Origin of the sequence: Rhodoferax sp. GW822-FHT02A01, from assembly GCF_038784515.1 — a bacterium.
GTDB lineage: Bacteria > Pseudomonadota > Gammaproteobacteria > Burkholderiales > Burkholderiaceae_C > Allorhodoferax.
Map to the genome: position 1 here is coordinate 2,410,919 of NZ_CP152376.1, position 15,943 is coordinate 2,426,861.

Annotated in this window: 10 protein-coding genes; all 10 read right to left on the bottom strand. The window is 63.7% G+C overall.

Features of this window, described 5'->3' with window-relative positions:
• Positions 1 to 2 precede the first annotated feature (2 nt).
• The 10 genes from AAGF34_RS11325 to AAGF34_RS11370 all read right to left on the bottom strand — a co-directional run bounded on the left by AAGF34_RS11325 (position 3) and on the right by AAGF34_RS11370 (position 15,935).
• A complete protein-coding gene (locus tag AAGF34_RS11325; protein WP_342620703.1) occupies positions 3 to 1,433 on the bottom strand; it encodes an aldehyde dehydrogenase family protein in 1,431 nt (476 codons plus the stop codon).
• A gap of 55 nt (positions 1,434 to 1,488) precedes the next feature.
• Complete coding sequence (gene zwf / locus AAGF34_RS11330) at positions 1,489 to 2,952, bottom strand: glucose-6-phosphate dehydrogenase (protein WP_342620704.1); 1,464 nt, start codon at positions 2,950 to 2,952, stop codon at positions 1,489 to 1,491.
• A gap of 35 nt (positions 2,953 to 2,987) precedes the next feature.
• Positions 2,988 to 5,456, bottom strand: coding sequence for a glycogen/starch/alpha-glucan phosphorylase (locus tag AAGF34_RS11335; protein ID WP_342620705.1), 2,469 nt, complete (start codon positions 5,454 to 5,456; stop codon positions 2,988 to 2,990).
• Positions 5,457 to 5,461: 5 nt separating this feature from the next.
• Positions 5,462 to 6,934 (bottom strand): glycogen synthase GlgA, encoded by a 1,473-nt coding sequence (gene glgA / locus AAGF34_RS11340; RefSeq protein WP_342620706.1) that lies wholly within the window; start codon positions 6,932 to 6,934, stop codon positions 5,462 to 5,464.
• A gap of 23 nt (positions 6,935 to 6,957) precedes the next feature.
• A complete protein-coding gene (gene glgC, locus AAGF34_RS11345) occupies positions 6,958 to 8,211 on the bottom strand; it encodes a glucose-1-phosphate adenylyltransferase (protein WP_342621082.1) in 1,254 nt (417 codons plus the stop codon).
• A gap of 91 nt (positions 8,212 to 8,302) precedes the next feature.
• On the bottom strand, positions 8,303 to 9,934 hold the full coding sequence (locus AAGF34_RS11350; RefSeq protein ID WP_342620707.1) for an alpha-D-glucose phosphate-specific phosphoglucomutase: 1,632 nt from the start codon (positions 9,932 to 9,934) through the stop codon (positions 8,303 to 8,305).
• Positions 9,935 to 9,947: 13 nt separating this feature from the next.
• Complete coding sequence (gene glgX / locus AAGF34_RS11355; protein WP_342620708.1) at positions 9,948 to 12,044, bottom strand: glycogen debranching protein GlgX; 2,097 nt, start codon at positions 12,042 to 12,044, stop codon at positions 9,948 to 9,950.
• A gap of 14 nt (positions 12,045 to 12,058) precedes the next feature.
• Positions 12,059 to 14,251: a 1,4-alpha-glucan branching protein GlgB gene (gene glgB, locus AAGF34_RS11360; RefSeq protein WP_342620709.1), complete on the bottom strand. Its 2,193-nt coding sequence runs from the start codon at positions 14,249 to 14,251 to the stop codon at positions 12,059 to 12,061.
• Positions 14,252 to 14,366: 115 nt separating this feature from the next.
• A complete protein-coding gene (ruvC, locus tag AAGF34_RS11365) occupies positions 14,367 to 14,939 on the bottom strand; it encodes a crossover junction endodeoxyribonuclease RuvC (RefSeq protein ID WP_342620710.1) in 573 nt (190 codons plus the stop codon).
• Positions 14,940 to 14,945: 6 nt separating this feature from the next.
• Complete coding sequence (locus AAGF34_RS11370; RefSeq protein ID WP_342620711.1) at positions 14,946 to 15,935, bottom strand: phosphatidate cytidylyltransferase; 990 nt, start codon at positions 15,933 to 15,935, stop codon at positions 14,946 to 14,948.
• Positions 15,936 to 15,943 lie beyond the last annotated feature (8 nt).

A 15,943-nucleotide genomic window follows, 5' to 3' on the forward strand; every position in this document is an offset into this window, starting at 1 on the left:
GCTTACTGCGCGCCGTAGCCGACGATGCCCTTGATTTCCAGGAAGTCGTGGATGCCCCAGTCGGCGTATTCGCGTCCGTTGCCCGACTGTTTGTAGCCGCCAAAGGGGGCAAAGGTGTCCCACTCCGGGTAGTTGATATTGACCTGGCCGGCACGCAGTTGGCGTGCGACCTTGCGTGCGTGCTCCAGGTTGCCGGACTGCACGTAGGCTGCCAGCCCGTAGACCGTGTCATTTGCGATCGCAATGGCCTGCTCTTCGCTGTCGTAGGGCATGATGACCAAGACAGGGCCGAAGATTTCTTCGCGTGCCACGGTCATCTCGGGGGTGACACCGCCGAACACCGTGGGGCGCACGAAGTAGCCGCGGCTCAGGCCCTCGGGGCGGCCCAGGCCGCCGCTGACCAGCGTGGCGCCTTCGTCGATGCCGACCTTGATCAGCCCTTGTATCTTGTTGAACTGCAGCTCGCTGACTACGGGGCCCAGCACCGTGTCAGGTGCTTGCGGGTCGCCCACCTTCTGGCTCTCGGCAGCCAGCTTGGCAATGGCCAGCGCCTCGGCGTGGCGGGCACGCGGTACCAGCATGCGGGTGGGGGCATCGCAGGACTGGCCGGTGTTGCTCATGCAACCCTCCACACCCTTGCGCACGGCCGACTCCAGGTCGGCATCTTCCAGGATGATGTTGGGCGACTTGCCGCCCAGCTCCTGCGCCACACGTTTGACCGTGTCTGCCGCTGTCTTGGCCACCAGGATGCCGGCGCGGGTGGAGCCGGTGAAGGACACCATGTCCACGTCCTTGTGGCCGGACATCACTTGGCCCACGGACGGGCCGTCGCCATTGACCATGTTGTACACACCTGCGGGCGTGCCGGCGGCGTGCATGATCTCGGAGAACACGATGCCGCTGATGGGCGCAATCTCGCTGGGCTTGAGCACCACGGTGCAGCCCGCGGCAATGGCCGGTGCCACCTTGCAGACGATCTGGTTGAGCGGCCAGTTCCAGGGCGTGATGAGTGCGGCCACGCCAATGGCTTCCTGCACGATGCGGGTGCCGCCGCGGGATGACTCAAACGAGAAATTTTCCAGCGCCGTGATGGTGGCTTCCAGGTGCACGCGACCGGCCCAGGTCTGTGCATCGCGCGCCCAGGACATGGGGGCGCCCATCTCGTCGGACACGGCACGCGCAATATCTTCGGAGCGTTCGTTGTAAACGGCCAGAATGCGTCGCAGCAGTGCCAAGCGTTCGGCCGGCGTAGTGGCCGAGAAGGCGGGGAACGCAGCGCGGGCGGCGGCCACGGCGCGGTCCACATCGGCAGCGCTGCCCATGGAGATGCGGGTATAGGCCTCTTCCGTGGCGGGGTTGATGACGTCCAGCGTGGCCGGTTTGACCGGATCAACCCAAGCGCCATTGATGTAGAACTGCAGATGATGCGACATGAAAAAACTTCCTGAGGGGGTGTAGACGAGCAAGGGGATTAGAGCACTTTGCCCACTACCCGCCGGTCTTGTTGGGATTTCTCCAGGCACGCTCAAAGGGCAAGCGCCAGGCGTGCGGGGCGATCAGTTGGTGAATCGACTTCGGGCCCCAGGAACCCGGCTCGTACAGGCGCACGGGCGGGGGCGATTCCAGCAGCTGGGTGGATACCTCCCACAGCCGCTCAATGCCTTCGGCGGTGGTGAACAGCGTGCGGTCGCCGCGCATGGCGTCCAGGATCAGCCGCTCGTAGGCTTCTAGCACCTCGCCCATGAGGCCGGTGTCGTGCATGGCGAACTGCAAGCTGAGCTTGTCCAGTCGCATGCCAGGGCCGGGCCGCTTGCCATAGAACGACAGCGACATCTTGGAGGCGTCGGCCAAGTCAAAGGTCAGGTGGTCCGGGCCCTGCGCGCCCACACCGGAACCCACCGGGAACATGCTCTTGGGCGGCTCGCGAAAGGCGATGGAGATGATGCGCTGACCCTCGGCCATGCGTTTGCCGGTGCGCAGGAAGAAGGGCACGCCCGCCCAGCGCCAGTTGTCGATGTAGCACTTCAGGGCGATGAAGGTTTCGGTCTCGGACTGCGGGTCCACACCGGGCTCGTCGCGGTAGCCGTTGTACTGGCCGCGCACCACGTCGTTGGGGTGTATGGGCAGCATGCTGCGAAACACCTTGTTCTTCTCTTCGCTGATGGGCGCGGGCTCCAGCGCGGTGGGCGGCTCCATGGCCATAAAGGCCAGGATCTGCATCAGGTGGGTGACCACCATGTCGCGGTAGGCCCCGGTCTGCTCATAGAAGGCCGAGCGGTTGCCCAGGCCCAGGGTCTCGGGCACGTCGATCTGTACATGGTCGATGAAGTTGCGGTTCCAGATCGGTTCGAACAGACCGTTGGCAAAGCGGAAAGCCAGGATGTTTTGCGCCGGCTCCTTGCCCAGGAAATGGTCGATGCGGAAGATTTGCTCTTCGGCAAACACCTCGTGCAGTTGGCTGTTGAGTTTGACCGCGCTGGCGAGGTCCACACCGAAGGGCTTTTCCATCACGATGCGGGCCCGTTCCACCAACTGCGCTTCGCCCAGCATGCGCACAGCGGACAAGGCCGCACTGGGCGGCACACTCAGGTAGTGCAACAGGCGGGTCTCACCATGCATGGTGGCCCGTGCCGCATCCACTGCTGCCTTGAGCGCCTGTGGCCCTGCGGCCAGCGGAACGTAGTCCAGGCTGCTGGCGAAGGTATCCCAGTCGCCCGGCGTCACCGGGCGGTTGAAGAACGCGTCAATCGAGGCTCGTGCCGCAGTGCGGAATTCTTCTGCACCGATGTCGTCCAGCGACACGCCGATGATGCGGCAACCGGGAATAAAGCCCGCGCTCGACAAGTGGTACAGGCCTGGCAGCAGCTTGCGCCGCGCCAGATCGCCCGTGGCACCAAACAGCACCACCACCTGCGGGAACCGCGGGCCTACGCCGGGAGGAATCTTCGCCATGTCGTGTCTCCTGAGGAAAAACTGCGGCTCTTGTCCTAGATCTTCAGGCCCGGGCTGTTCCAGATTTTGTCGGCGTATTCCGCAATGGTGCGGTCCGAGGAGAAAGGCCCCATGCCCGCCACGTTGCGTAGGGCCTTGACGGCCCAGCCTTTGGGGTCCAGGTAGGCCGCGTCCACACGCTCCTGCGCCGCGATGTAGCTGGCGTAATCGGCCAGCAGCAGGTAGTGGTCGCCCCACATGGTTAGGGCGTCGTGGATCGCGTGGTAGCGGCCTGGCTCCTGCGGGCTGAAAGTGCCGCTGCGGATGGCTTCCAGCACGGCGGCCAACTCGGGGTTCTGCTCCACCAGCTTGGCCGGCTGGTAACCCGCAGCGCGGGTGGCAGCCACTTCAGCCGTGGTCATGCCGAATATGAAGATGTTGTCCGCGCCCACGTTTTCCTTGATCTCTACATTGGCGCCATCCAGCGTGCCAATCGTCAGCGCGCCGTTGAGCGAGAGCTTCATGTTGCCGGTGCCCGAGGCTTCAGTGCCCGCGGTGGAAATCTGCTCGGACAGGTCGGCCGCGGGGATCAGCATCTCAGCGAGGCTCACGCTGTAGTTGGGGGCAAACACCACCTTGAGCTTGTTGCCCACGCGCGGGTCGTTGTTGATGACGCTGGCCACGTCGTTGATCAGGCGGATGATCAGCTTGGCCATCTGGTACGCAGACGCAGCCTTGCCCGCAAACACGATCACGCGCGGCACCGTCACCGAATCCGGATTGGCCAGAATGCGCTGGTAGCGGGTGATGACGTGCAGCACATTGAGCAGCTGGCGCTTGTATTCATGGATGCGCTTGACCTGCACGTCAAACAGGGCGTCGGTGGGAATCTCCAGGCCCATGTGGCTTTGCACCCAGGCCGCCAAGCGGCGCTTGTTGACCAGCTTGGCCTGCTGGAATCCGGTGATGAGCTTTTCGTTGTCCAAGAGCGGCATCAGGCCTGCCAACTGGGTCAGGTCACGGCGCCAACCGGTACCTATGGTCTTGTCCAGCAAGGCGGAAAAGGCCGGATTCGCCTGGGCCAGCCAGCGGCGTGGCGTGATGCCGTTGGTCTTGTTGTTGAAGCGCTGCGGCCACAACCGGGCAAAGTCCGCAAAGATGGACTCCGTCATCAGCCGCGAATGCAGTGCCGATACGCCGTTGACCGAGTGACTGGCCACCACGGCCAAATAGGCCATGCGTACGCGGCGCTCGCCCTGCTCATCCACCAGCGAAACCTTGCGCAGCATGTCCGGGCCCACGCCCGCCTGTGCCAAGCCGGAGAGGAACTGGGCGTTGATGTCGTAGATGATCTGCAGATGGCGCGGCAGGATGCGCTCGAGCATCTGCACCGGCCATGTCTCGAGCGCCTCGTGCATCAACGTGTGGTTGGTGTACGAGAACACGCCCTTGCACAGACGCCAGGCATCGGCCCAAGGCAGATGTTGTTCGTCCAGTAGCAGGCGCATGAGTTCGGGGATGGCCAGCACAGGATGGGTGTCGTTGAGGTGGATGCTGACCTTCTGCGGCAGTTCCTCAAAGCCATCATGCCGGCTCATGAAGCGGCGCAGCAGATCCTGCACGCTGGCACTGCAGAAGAAATATTCCTGGTGCAGGCGCAGTTCACGGCCCGAGTCGGTGGAGTCGTCCGGGTAGAGCACGCGCGACACGTTCTCGGAGTGGTTCTTGGTCTCCACTGCGGCAAAGTAGTTGCCGCGGTTGAATGCTCCCAAGTCGATTTCTTCGGTGGCCTTGGCCGACCACAGGCGCAGGGTGTTGGTGGCGGTGGTGTCGTAGCCGGGGATGATGGTGTCGTAGGCCATGGCCTGCACATCGTGCGAGTCCACCCACTGGTAGGCATCGCCGTCCTTGACGATACGCCCGCCAAAGCGCACCCGGTAGGTCACTTCCGGACGCGGAAACTCCCAGGGGTTGCCATGGGTGAGCCAGTAGTCGGGCACCTCGACCTGGCGTCCATCCACGATGGTCTGGCGGAACATGCCGTAGTCGTAACGGATGCCGTAGCCGTAGCCGGGAATGGCCAGTGTGGCCATGGAGTCCAGAAAGCACGCGGCTAGCCGGCCCAGGCCGCCATTGCCCAGGGCGGCATCGGGCTCCAGCTCGGTGACGGCGTCCATGTCCACGCCGAAATCCAGCAGCGCCTGGCGGATGCGGTCGCGCAGCCCCAAGGCCAGCATGGCGTTGCTGAAGGTGCGGCCAATCAGGAACTCCATGGACATGTAGTACACGCGCTTGGCATCCTGCGCGTACTGCGCGCGGGTGGTCTTCATCCAGCGTTCCACCAACTGGTCGCGCACCGCATAGGCCGCGGCATGCAGCCAGTCCTCGGTGCGTGCCGTCTTGGGATCCTTGCCCACGGTGAACATCAGCTTGTTGGCAATCGCGTGCTTGAGGGAGTCCAGGTCACGCCCGGGAGCATCAAACGGAAAATCGATCGCGGGGGTGATTCTTGCGGGTGAAGTCATGGCGTTCAATGGGCTCCAATAAGACTTTGGTAGAGGGCGGTGTACTGTTGCGCAGCGCCGCTCCAGTCGAAGGCAATTCGCATGCCAGTTTGTCGGACGCGATTCCAGTCGGCGCGTCTGCGGTAGAGGGCAAAGGCGCGCCGCACCGCGTGCCGGTAGTCATTCACGTCGAACTGGTTGAATACGATACCGGTGGCGGTCTGGTCGTCCAGGGTCTCCAGATCGGTATCAATCACCGTGTCGGCCAGTCCGCCCACGCGCCGCACCAAAGGGATGCTGCCGTACTTCAGTCCATACATCTGGGTCAGGCCGCAAGGCTCGAAACGCGAGGGCACCTGGGTGATATCGCTGCCGGCAAAGATGCGGTGTGCCAGCGACTCGTCATAGCCGGTCTTGAAGGCCACCTGTTGCGGATTGGCCTGGGCCTTGGCCGCAAATGCCTGCTCCAGCTGGGTGTCGCCATTGCCCAGCACCAGTAACTGGCCGCCGCGGGAGGTGATTTCATCCATGCCGGCGAGCACCAGCGGAAGGCCTTTTTGCTCGGTCAGGCGGCTGACCACGGAAAACAGCGGCACATCCGGCGCCACGGTGAGTCCCACTTCTTCCTGCAGGGCGGCCTTGCTGCGGGCCTTGCCCACCATGTTGCGCACATCGTAGGGGTGGGCCAGGTGCACATCGGTGGCCGGGTTCCAGACATGGTCGTCTACTGCGTTGAGGATGCCGGTGAGGTGGCCCGATCGCGCACGCAGCAGGCCGTCCAGGCCACAGCCCTGCTCGGGCGTCTGGATTTCGCGCGCGTAAGTGGGGCTCACTGTGGTGATGTGGCTGGCATAGGACAGGCCGGCCTTCATGAACGAGATCTGCCCGAAATACTCCAGCCCCTGCACGCTGAACACATGGCCGGGCAGCCCCAGGTCGGGGAAGTTCTCCGGCCAGAACACGCCCTGGTAGGCCAGGTTGTGGATGGTGTAGACACTGGGGATGCGCGGGCTTCTGCCGGCATTCCAGACGGCCAGACAGGCCGGAGCCAGGGCAGCGTGCCAGTCGTGGCAATGCACCAATTGGGCGCGCCAGAGCTTGTCCAGCCCATGGGCCAGATGCGCGGCGCCCCAGCCCAGTGTGGCAAAGCGCCGGTGGTTGTCGGCATAGGGCTGCTTGTTGGCATCTTCATACGGGTTGCCGGGGCGGTTGTACAGGCCGGGTGCCACCAGCACATAGGCCCACACCGTGTGCTCGCCCTGGCTGACGGCGGGCAAGGCACCAAACTGCACCTCGACCTGCTCGCCCCAGGGCGTGCCGAAACTGCCCACACTGACAGGGTCTTTCAGCCCGGCCAGGATGGCAGGAAATCCGGGCAGCAGCACGCGCACATCGCAGCCCTGCTTGAGCAAGGCTGCGGGCAATGCGCCTGCAATATCGGCCAGACCGCCGGTTTTCAATAATGGGAATATTTCGGCACTGACCTGGAGTACGCGCATGGGGGTGTTTTTCCTTTGGATGTTCAGCGTGGCAATCGGTCCAGCATTTCGCGGGTGATCAGCACCACGCCATTTTCGGTGCGTTCAAAGCGCTCTGCGTCGGCCACCGGATCTTCTCCGACCACCAGCCCCTCGGGTAGTTCGCAGCGGCGGTCAATCACCACGCGGCTGAGGCGGCAGCCGCGCCCGATCGTGACATCGGGCAGGATGACAGCCTGGTCGATCACGCAATACGAGTGGATGCGCACGCTGGAAAACAGCACTGAGTTGCTGACCGCTGAGCCCGACACGATGCAGCCGCCCGAGACCATGGTGTTGATGGCCTGGCCGTGCTTGCCTTCAGCGTCCTGCACGAACTTGGCTGGTGGCAACTGGCGCTGGCTGGTCCATATCGGCCAGCTGGTGTCGTAGATGTCGAGCTGCGGTGTGACCGATGCCAGATCGAGGTTGGCTTCCCAGAAGGCGTCGATGGTGCCCACGTCGCGCCAATACGGCTCCGCGTCGGGCGTGGAGGATACGCAGGAGTAGGAGAACGGATGGGCGATGGCGCGCCCCTCTTGCACCACCTTCGGGATCACGTCCTTGCCGAAGTCGTGGCTGGATTCGGGGTTGGCGATGTCGGCATCCAGCAGGTCATAGAGGTACTGTGCATTGAAGATGTAGATGCCCATGCTGGCCAGCGACACCGCATCGTTGCCGGGCATGGGTGGAGGGTCTGCCGGCTTTTCCACGAACTCCACGATTTTGCGGTCGGCATCCACGGCCATGACGCCGAAGGCACATGCCTCCTTGCGCGGCACTTCGATGCAGCCCACAGTGCAACCGGCGCCGCTGTCCACATGGTCCTTGAGCATCAGCGAATAGTCCATCTTGTAGACGTGGTCGCCGGCCAGCACCACCACATATTCGGGCTTGCTGCTCTGGATGATGTCGATGTTCTGGTAGATGGCATCGGCCGTGCCTCGGTACCAGTGCTCCTCGTTGACGCGTTGCTGTGCCGGCAGCAGGTCCACCATCTCGTTGAGTTCGGCGCGCAGGAAACTCCAGCCGCGCTGCAGATGGCGCAACAGCGAATGCGATTTGTACTGGGTGATCACCCCGATGCGGCGTATGCCGGAGTTCACGCAGTTGGACAGCGCAAAGTCGACGATGCGGAATTTACCGCCGAAGTACACCGCCGGCTTGGCGCGCCGGTCGGTGAGTTGCTTCAGGCGCGATCCGCGTCCCCCGGCCAGCACCAGCGCAATGGTGCGGCGTACCAGCATATGGGGTTGCATCTGCCGTTCGTGTTGAGCAGCTTGTGAAATTGTGGTTGGCAAGCTCATGGTGTCTCCTTGTCGTTTGGGGTTGGTCTGCTGTTGTGTAGGATCAGGTCATGACGCTGGGTCGGCCCATGCCGGTCAGGCTGCGGATATGGGCGACGGCATCGGCCAACTCCACCAAGGGGCGCAGTGCGGTTTGCGCCTCGATGTCGTGGCGGCTGGCGTCCGGTTCGTGGCGCTCCAGATAGACGCGCAGGGTGGCACCTTCGGTGCCGGTGCCGGATAGGCGGAACACCACGCGCGATCCGTCCTTGAGGACCACGCGCACTCCCTGCTTGCTGCTCACGCTGCCGTCCACCGGGTCGGTGTAGGAGAAGTCATCGGCAAAGGCAATGTCGCAACCCGCAACGGTGGTGCCGGGCAGACCGGGCAGGGCGTCGCGCAGGCCGCGCATGAGCGTGTCGGCCTGGGCTGTGGGAATGGCTTCGTAATCGTGGCGCGAATACACGCAGCGGCCGTATTGGGTCCACAGCTCGCGCACCAGTGCCTCCACCGATTTGCCGGTTACCGCAACCAGATTGAGCCAAAACAGCACGGCCCACAAGCCGTCCTTCTCGCGCACATGGCTGGAGCCGGTGCCGTAGCTTTCTTCGCCGCACAGCGTGGCCTTGCCCGCGTCCAGCAGGTTGCCAAAGAACTTCCAGCCGGTGGGCGTTTCGTAGCTGGCAATGCCCAAGGCCTTGGCCACGCGGTCTACCGCGGTAGATGTGGGCATGGAGCGCGCCACACCGGCCAGACCCGATCGATAACCTGGCACCAGGGTGGCATGCGCGGCCAGCACCGCCAGGCTGTCGCTGGGGGACACCACAAAGCGGCGGCCCACCACCATGTTGCGGTCCGCATCGCCGTCGGAGGCTGCCCCCATGTCGGGCGCATCCTCCGCAGACATATGGGCGATCAGGTCTTCGGCATTGACCGGGTTGGGGTCGGGATGCAGGCCGCCAAAATCTTCGAGCGGCACCCCGTTGACCACGGTGCCTGCTGGTGCACCCAATTCGCCTTCCAGAATGGCGCGGGCATACGGGCCACCGACCGCGTTCATGGCGTCATAGCGCAGGCGAAAGCCTCCGGCAAAGAGTTTGCGGATGGCATCAAAGTCAAACAGGGAACGCATCAGTTCGGCGTACTGGGCCACCGGGTCGATGACCGTGATTTCCATGCCATCCATGAAGACGGTGCCCAGGGCGTCCAGGGCAATGTCCGGGCTGTCGCTGATGTGGATGCTCTGCACTTCGCGGGAACGGGCAAACACCGCATCGGTCACCTTCTCGGGTGCCGGGCCGCCGTTGCCGATGTTGTACTTGATGCCGAAGTCGCCATCCGGCCCGCCAGGGTTGTGGCTGGCCGACAGCACGATGCCGCCGCTGGCGCCCGTGGCGCGAATCACCGCGCTCACTGCCGGTGTGGAGAGGATTCCGCCTTGTCCGACCAGCACCCGCGCGTAACCTTTGGCTGCAGCCATGCGCAGAATGGTCTGCACCGCCACGCGGTTGTGAAAGCGCCCATCCCCACCCAGCACCAGCGTCTGGCCCTTGGCTTCGGGCAGCACGTCAAACAGGGACTGGACAAAGTTCTCCAGATAGTTCTTCTGCAGGAATACCGAGACCTTTTTGCGAAGGCCCGATGTGCCGGGTTTCTGGTCGCTGAACGGGGTGGTAGGCAAAGTCAGAAGGGCCATGTTGGATTGCTCATCAGGTTTGAAACGAGGGTGTAAACAGGGGCTGCGTGCTGGCCAGCCAGAGGCTGCCCGCCGGCACTGTTTCGCGCGGACTCAGTGGACGGTCCATGTGTTCGCCGTTGCCGGTGTCGATGTGGCGCAGCCACTGTCCTTCAGGCAAATGGAACTCCACGGCTTCGCTCGATGCATTGATCAGCAGCAGGCAGTCGGCATGCGACGCGCCTGTGCGCGAGTGGCCCTGGCCCGCATACAGATGCAGGGCCAGCGCGCGGTGGTGGCGGTCATTCCATTGATCGTGGTTGAGCGGCATGGCAAGGGGCGTGGTCCAGCGTGCAATCACGGCGTGGCGGGTCTCGTCGGCCTGCCACCACGCGCGGCTTTGCAGCAGATGTCTCTGCTTGCGCGCTTGCAATAGGTGTGCCACAAAGCCGAACAGCGCAGTGTCGGCCTGGTCCCAGTGCAGCCAGGTGGTCGGGTTGTCCTGGCAGTAGGCATTGTTGTTGCCCTGCTGGCTATGGCCTATATCGTCGCCGGCCAGCAGCATGGGCGTACCCAGTGACAACACCGTGGCCGCAAGCAAGGTTCGTTTGTGGCGCAGGCGCAGTTCGCGGATGGCGGGGTCGTCCGTGGGCCCTTCCATGCCGAAGTTGTTGCTCAGGTTGTGGCCATGGCCATCCCGGTTGTGTTCGCCATTGGCTTCGTTGTGACGCTCGTTGTAGCTCACCAGGTCGGTCAGGGTGAAGCCGTCGTGCGCCGTCACGAAGTTGACGCTGCTGTGGGCGCTGCGCCGCTGTGGATGGAATGCATCGCTGGAGCCAGCCAGCCGCAGTGCCAGGGCACCCAGGTGCTCCTGCTCGCACAGCCAGAAGGCACGCTGGGTGTCGCGGAAGCGGTCGTTCCACTCCAGCCAGCCCGCCGGATAGGCGCCCAGCTGGTAGCCGCCCGGGCCTATGTCCCAGGGTTCGGCCACCATCAGCCGATCGCACAGCACCGGGTCCTGCGCTACCGCCATCAGGAACGGGGCATGGCGGGCAAAGCGGTAATCGGTTTCGCGCTCACTGCGTGCCAACACCGGCGCCAGGTCAAAGCGGAAGCCATCCACGCCAAACTCCTGCACCCACAGGCGCAGGCTGTCCATCACGGTGCGCAGCACCAGTGGCTGGTTGAGGTTGACGCAGTTGCCGCAGCCGGTCCAGTTCATGTACTGCGCGGGATTGTCCGGGCGCAGGTGGTAATAGCAGGCGTTGTCGATGCCGCGCAGGCTCAGGGTGGGGCCGAACTCATCGGTTTCGCCTGTGTGGTTGTAGACCACATCCAGAATCACTTCCAGCCCCGCCTGGTGTAGTGCATCCACCAAGGTGCAGAACTCGGTGCGCGGGCTGCTGCCTTCGGTGCCGCTCCAGTACCGTGTTTCAGGTGCGCTCCAGGCGATCGGGCTGTAGCCCCAGTAGTTGGACAGCCCCATGCGCAGCAGACGGACTTCGTCGGCGCGCTGCGCGATGGGCATCAGGCAGACGGTGGTGATGCCCAGTGTCTTCAGGTGACGGATGGCGGCCGGATGGGCCAGACCCGCGTAGGTGCCTCGCAGCGGCTCTGGGACCTCCGGATGCAGCGCGGTAAAGCCCTTGATGTGCAACTCATAGATCACCCGCCGTGCCGGGTCGACTTGCGCGCCGGGTCTTGGCGACGGCAGGTCTTCCACCACGCGGGCCTTGAGGGCGTCACGGGCGTTGTCCCTTGGATCGGGTTGGCCCGGGTGCTGGGCGTCATGCCCCAGATGGATGTCCTGCCCCTGGTAGCTGCCAACGACTTCGCGGGCATACGGGTCCAGCAACACCTTGGCCGGATTGAAGCGGTGACCCACCTGCGGTTGCCAGGGGCCGTGCACACGCCAGCCATAGACCAGTCCGGCCCGGGCGTCCGGCAGGAAGCCGTGCCAGATGCCATCGGTTTGCGCGGGCATGGGCAGGCGGGCCGTCTCCACCAGACCCGCAGCATCAAACAGGCAGAGATCGACGGCGGTGGCGTTGGGCGCGGCCAGCGCAAAGTTCACACCGTTTGATTGCAGTGTGGCGCCCAACGTGCGGAAGTGTCCATGTTGTAGCGTCATGTCCGCCGCAGCTTTCAGGTGGGAGTGAGGATCAGGGTGGCCAACGGTGGAAGCGTCATGACAATGGATTGGGGCAGGTTGTGTGCGCTGACCTGCTCACTGTACAGCGCATTGTTGGTGATGCCGCTGCCGCCGTACACGGTCTGGTCGGAATTGATGCGCTCGGTCCATTCGCCGCCGCGCGGTACACCCAGGCGGTAGTCGTAGCGCGGCACTGGCGTGAAGTTGCACACCACCACCGCGCAACTGCCGTCCTCACCCCAGCGGGTGAATGACACAATGCTCTGCGCCGCATCGTCATGCGAAATCCATTCAAAGCCACCCGGTTTGACGTCCTGCTGGTGCAGGGCGGGATAGGCCTGGTAGACGCGGTTGAGGTCACGCACCAGGCGTTGCACACCGTTGTGCGTGGGCTCGGTTTCCAGATGCCAGGGCAGACTGCCAGTGTCCGACCATTCGGTGGGTTGGGCCAGTTCGCATCCCATGAAGAGCAGCTTCTTGCCCGGGTAGCCCCACATGAAGCCATAGAGTGCGCGCAGGTTGGCGAACTGCTGCCACGGGTCGCCTGGCATCTTACCCAGCAGGGATTTCTTGCCATGCACCACCTCGTCGTGCGAGAGCGGTAGCACGAAGTTCTCGGTGAAGGCGTACATCAGCCCGAAGGTGAGCTTGTTCTGATGGTGCTTGCGGTAGACCGGGTCGTAGGCGGCGTATTGCAGGGCGTCGTGCATCCAGCCCATGTTCCACTTGTAGTGAAAGCCCAGGCCGCCGCTTTGCAGGTCCGGGCTGGGTGGGCGGCTCACGCCGGGGAAGGCGGTGGACTCTTCGGCCAGGGTGATGGCGCCAGGCCGCTCGGTGCCGACAATGAAGTTCATGCGGCGCAGGAATTCCATGGCTTCCAGGTTCTCGCGCCCGCCGTGCTTGTTGGGAATCCACTGGCCCTCGGCGCGGCTGTAGTCGCGGTACAGCATGGAGGCCACCGCATCCACGCGCAGGCCGTCGATGCCAAAGCGCTCCAGCCAGTAGAGCGCATTGCCCACCAGGTAGTTGCGTACCTCGGTGCGGCCGAAGTTGTAGATCAGCGTGTTCCAGTCCTGGTGGAAGCCCTCACGCGGGTCGGCGTATTCGTACAGGTGGGTGCCGTCAAAATTGGCCAAGCCGTGGGCGTCGCTGGGGAAGTGCGCAGGCACCCAATCCAGGATGACGCCCAGGCCGGCATCGTGCGCCGCATCGACAAAGTCGCGGAACTCTTCGGGCGTGCCAAACCGCGCCGTGGGCGCAAACAGGCCCAATGGCTGGTAGCCCCAGGAACCGTCAAACGGGTGTTCGCTCACTGGCAGCAATTCCAAGTGGGTGAAGCCCATCTCCTTGGCGTAGGGAACCAGGGTCTGGGCGAGCTCGCGGTAGTTCAGCCAGCGCCAGCCGTCGGCCTTGCGCCAGGAGCCCAGATGCACCTCGTAGATGCTCATGGGCTTTTCAAACTGGTTGGCCTGGGCGCGGTCTTCGCGCATGGGGCGGCGCGGCAGCAGCGGGTAGACCACGCTGGCATTGTCGGGACGCATCTGTGACAGAAAGGCGTAGGGGTCGGCCTTGAGTGCGATGCCGCCGTCGGCACCCAGGATTTCGAACTTGTAGAGGTCGCCCTGCGCCAGACCTGGGATGAAGATCTCCCACACGCCACACTCCCGGCGCAGCCGCATGGGGTGGCGTCTGCCGTCCCACTGGTTGAAGCGGCCTACCACGGAGACCCGTTTGGCATTGGGCGCCCAGACGGCAAAGCGCACGCCATCCACGCCCAGCATCTGCGTCAAGTGCGCGCCCAGGGCTTCAAAAGGGCGCTGGTGCGAGCCTTCGCCCAGCAGCCAGACATCCATTTCCTGCAGCACAAAGGGGAAGCGGTAGGCGTCTTCCAGCACCTGCGTCAAAGCCGTGGTGCGGTCGGGAGCTGGTTTCCAGTCCACCTGGAACTGGTATTCAAAGCGCTCCTTGGCCTGGGGGATGGCGCCGCTGAAAACCTCGGTGCCCGTGATCCGCTGCAGCGTGGCGCGGGGCGTACCGCTTTGGCGGTCCAGCACGACCACGCTGTCGGCGCCGGGCATGATGGCATTGACCCAGACGGCGCCGTCGTGCTCGTGCATGCCAAGGACGCTGAAGGCGTCGCCATGGTCGGCGCGCATCAGGGCTGAGATGTCGTTTGCGGTGAGCATGTTCTTCTTATCCGTTTGTGGCATTGCAGTATGGTTACCGATTTGGAGAACAAGCCCTAGGCTATACCCTAAAACACGCTTGCGCTACGTTCGTTCGGAACAGGTACGTAACTTTTCATCGGCTACGCCCCGCCCGGTAAGAGGCTTTGTTCTTGGTTGTGCCCGCCAGAGCGTTGCCCGCGCCTATGCCATCGGCGGCGGCCAGGCGGGCCATGGCCTTGCCGGCATGGGCATGGGTAATGGCCAGTCCCAACGCATCGGCCGCGTCGGTGCCGGGCAGGCCACTCAGGCCCAGCAGGCGCTTGACCATTTCCTGAATCTGACTCTTCTGGGCACGGCCATGTCCGGCCACCGCCTGCTTCATCTGCAAGGCGGTGTATTCCGCCACTGGCAGGTTCTGTGAAACCAAGGCGGTCAGCAGTGCACCGCGTGCCTGGCCCAGCAGCAGGGTGGATTGCGGGTTGACGTTCACGAATACGATTTCCACCACCGAGCAGTCCGGCTGGTAGCGCTGCACCACTTCGCCAATGCCATCGAACAGGATCTTCAGGCGCTCCGGCAACGCCCTGGTATCCAGGTGCTGGGTGCTGATGGTGCCGCTGGCCACATAGCGCAATTGCCCCGCGTGTTCATCCACCACGCCGAATCCGGTGGTGCGCAGGCCCGGGTCTATGCCAAGTATTCGCATGGGTTCCTACAGATCAAAGTACCAGCGGGCCGAATGAAAGAATACCGGTGCCGCAAAGCACAGGGCGTCCACCCGGTCCAGCAAGCCACCGGCGCCGGTGACGGCGCGGCCTTCCTTGCCCCAGCTCGGAATGCCGCGGTCGCGCTTGAGCGCCTTCATCACAAAGTGTCCCAGCGAGCCGGCCAGACAGGCAATGAAAGAGAACGCAAAGGCCGTGCCCGGCACCCACGGTGTGATACCTGCCAACGCTGCACCAAACACGCTGGCCACGCTGATGCCGATCCACCAGCTGGGCCAGTTGAAGCTGGTGCTGATGGCGGGCGCCACAGGCTTGCGTTGCAGCCAGCGTCCCATCAGATGCTGGGTCACCATGCAGACCTGCACCACCATGACCAGAAAGAACACCATGAAGGCATTGCGGTGGTCGTAGCCCGGAAAGTGCAGCATCAGCAGCGCCGGTACATGGCTCATGCCATAGATGCAGACCATGATGCCCCACTGCAGCTTGGCATTGCGCTCCAGGAAATGCTGCGGATCATTGGCAAGCGCGCTGACTACCGGCAGCGCCAAAAAGACGAACACCGGAATGAAGACCGCAAACATGTCGAAGTGTTCCGCTGCCACCAGCCAATACTGGACGGGGAGCACGACAAAAAACGCCAGCACTAGGCTGCGGTGGTCGCCGCGCCGTGTGGGCGAGAGCGTCAGGAACTCGCGCAGGGCAAAGAAGGACACCAGGGCAAACAGCGTGAGCGCCACGCGATTGCCCATCATCCAGCCCAGCCAGAACACCACCACCATGAACCAACTGGTGCGGATGATGCCGTTGATGCTGCGCAGCTGCGCGCGCCGGTTTTCGGCCTCGGTCTCGTCGGCAAACTCGCGGATGGTGAACGAAAACGCGGTGATGCTCGCTGCCAGCAGCAGGCCGAATACCAGCACAAACAGGGCGCCTATCTGCTGGGTGGGGGACAGGTTCTTCAGGTAGAAATACATGGCTTGGA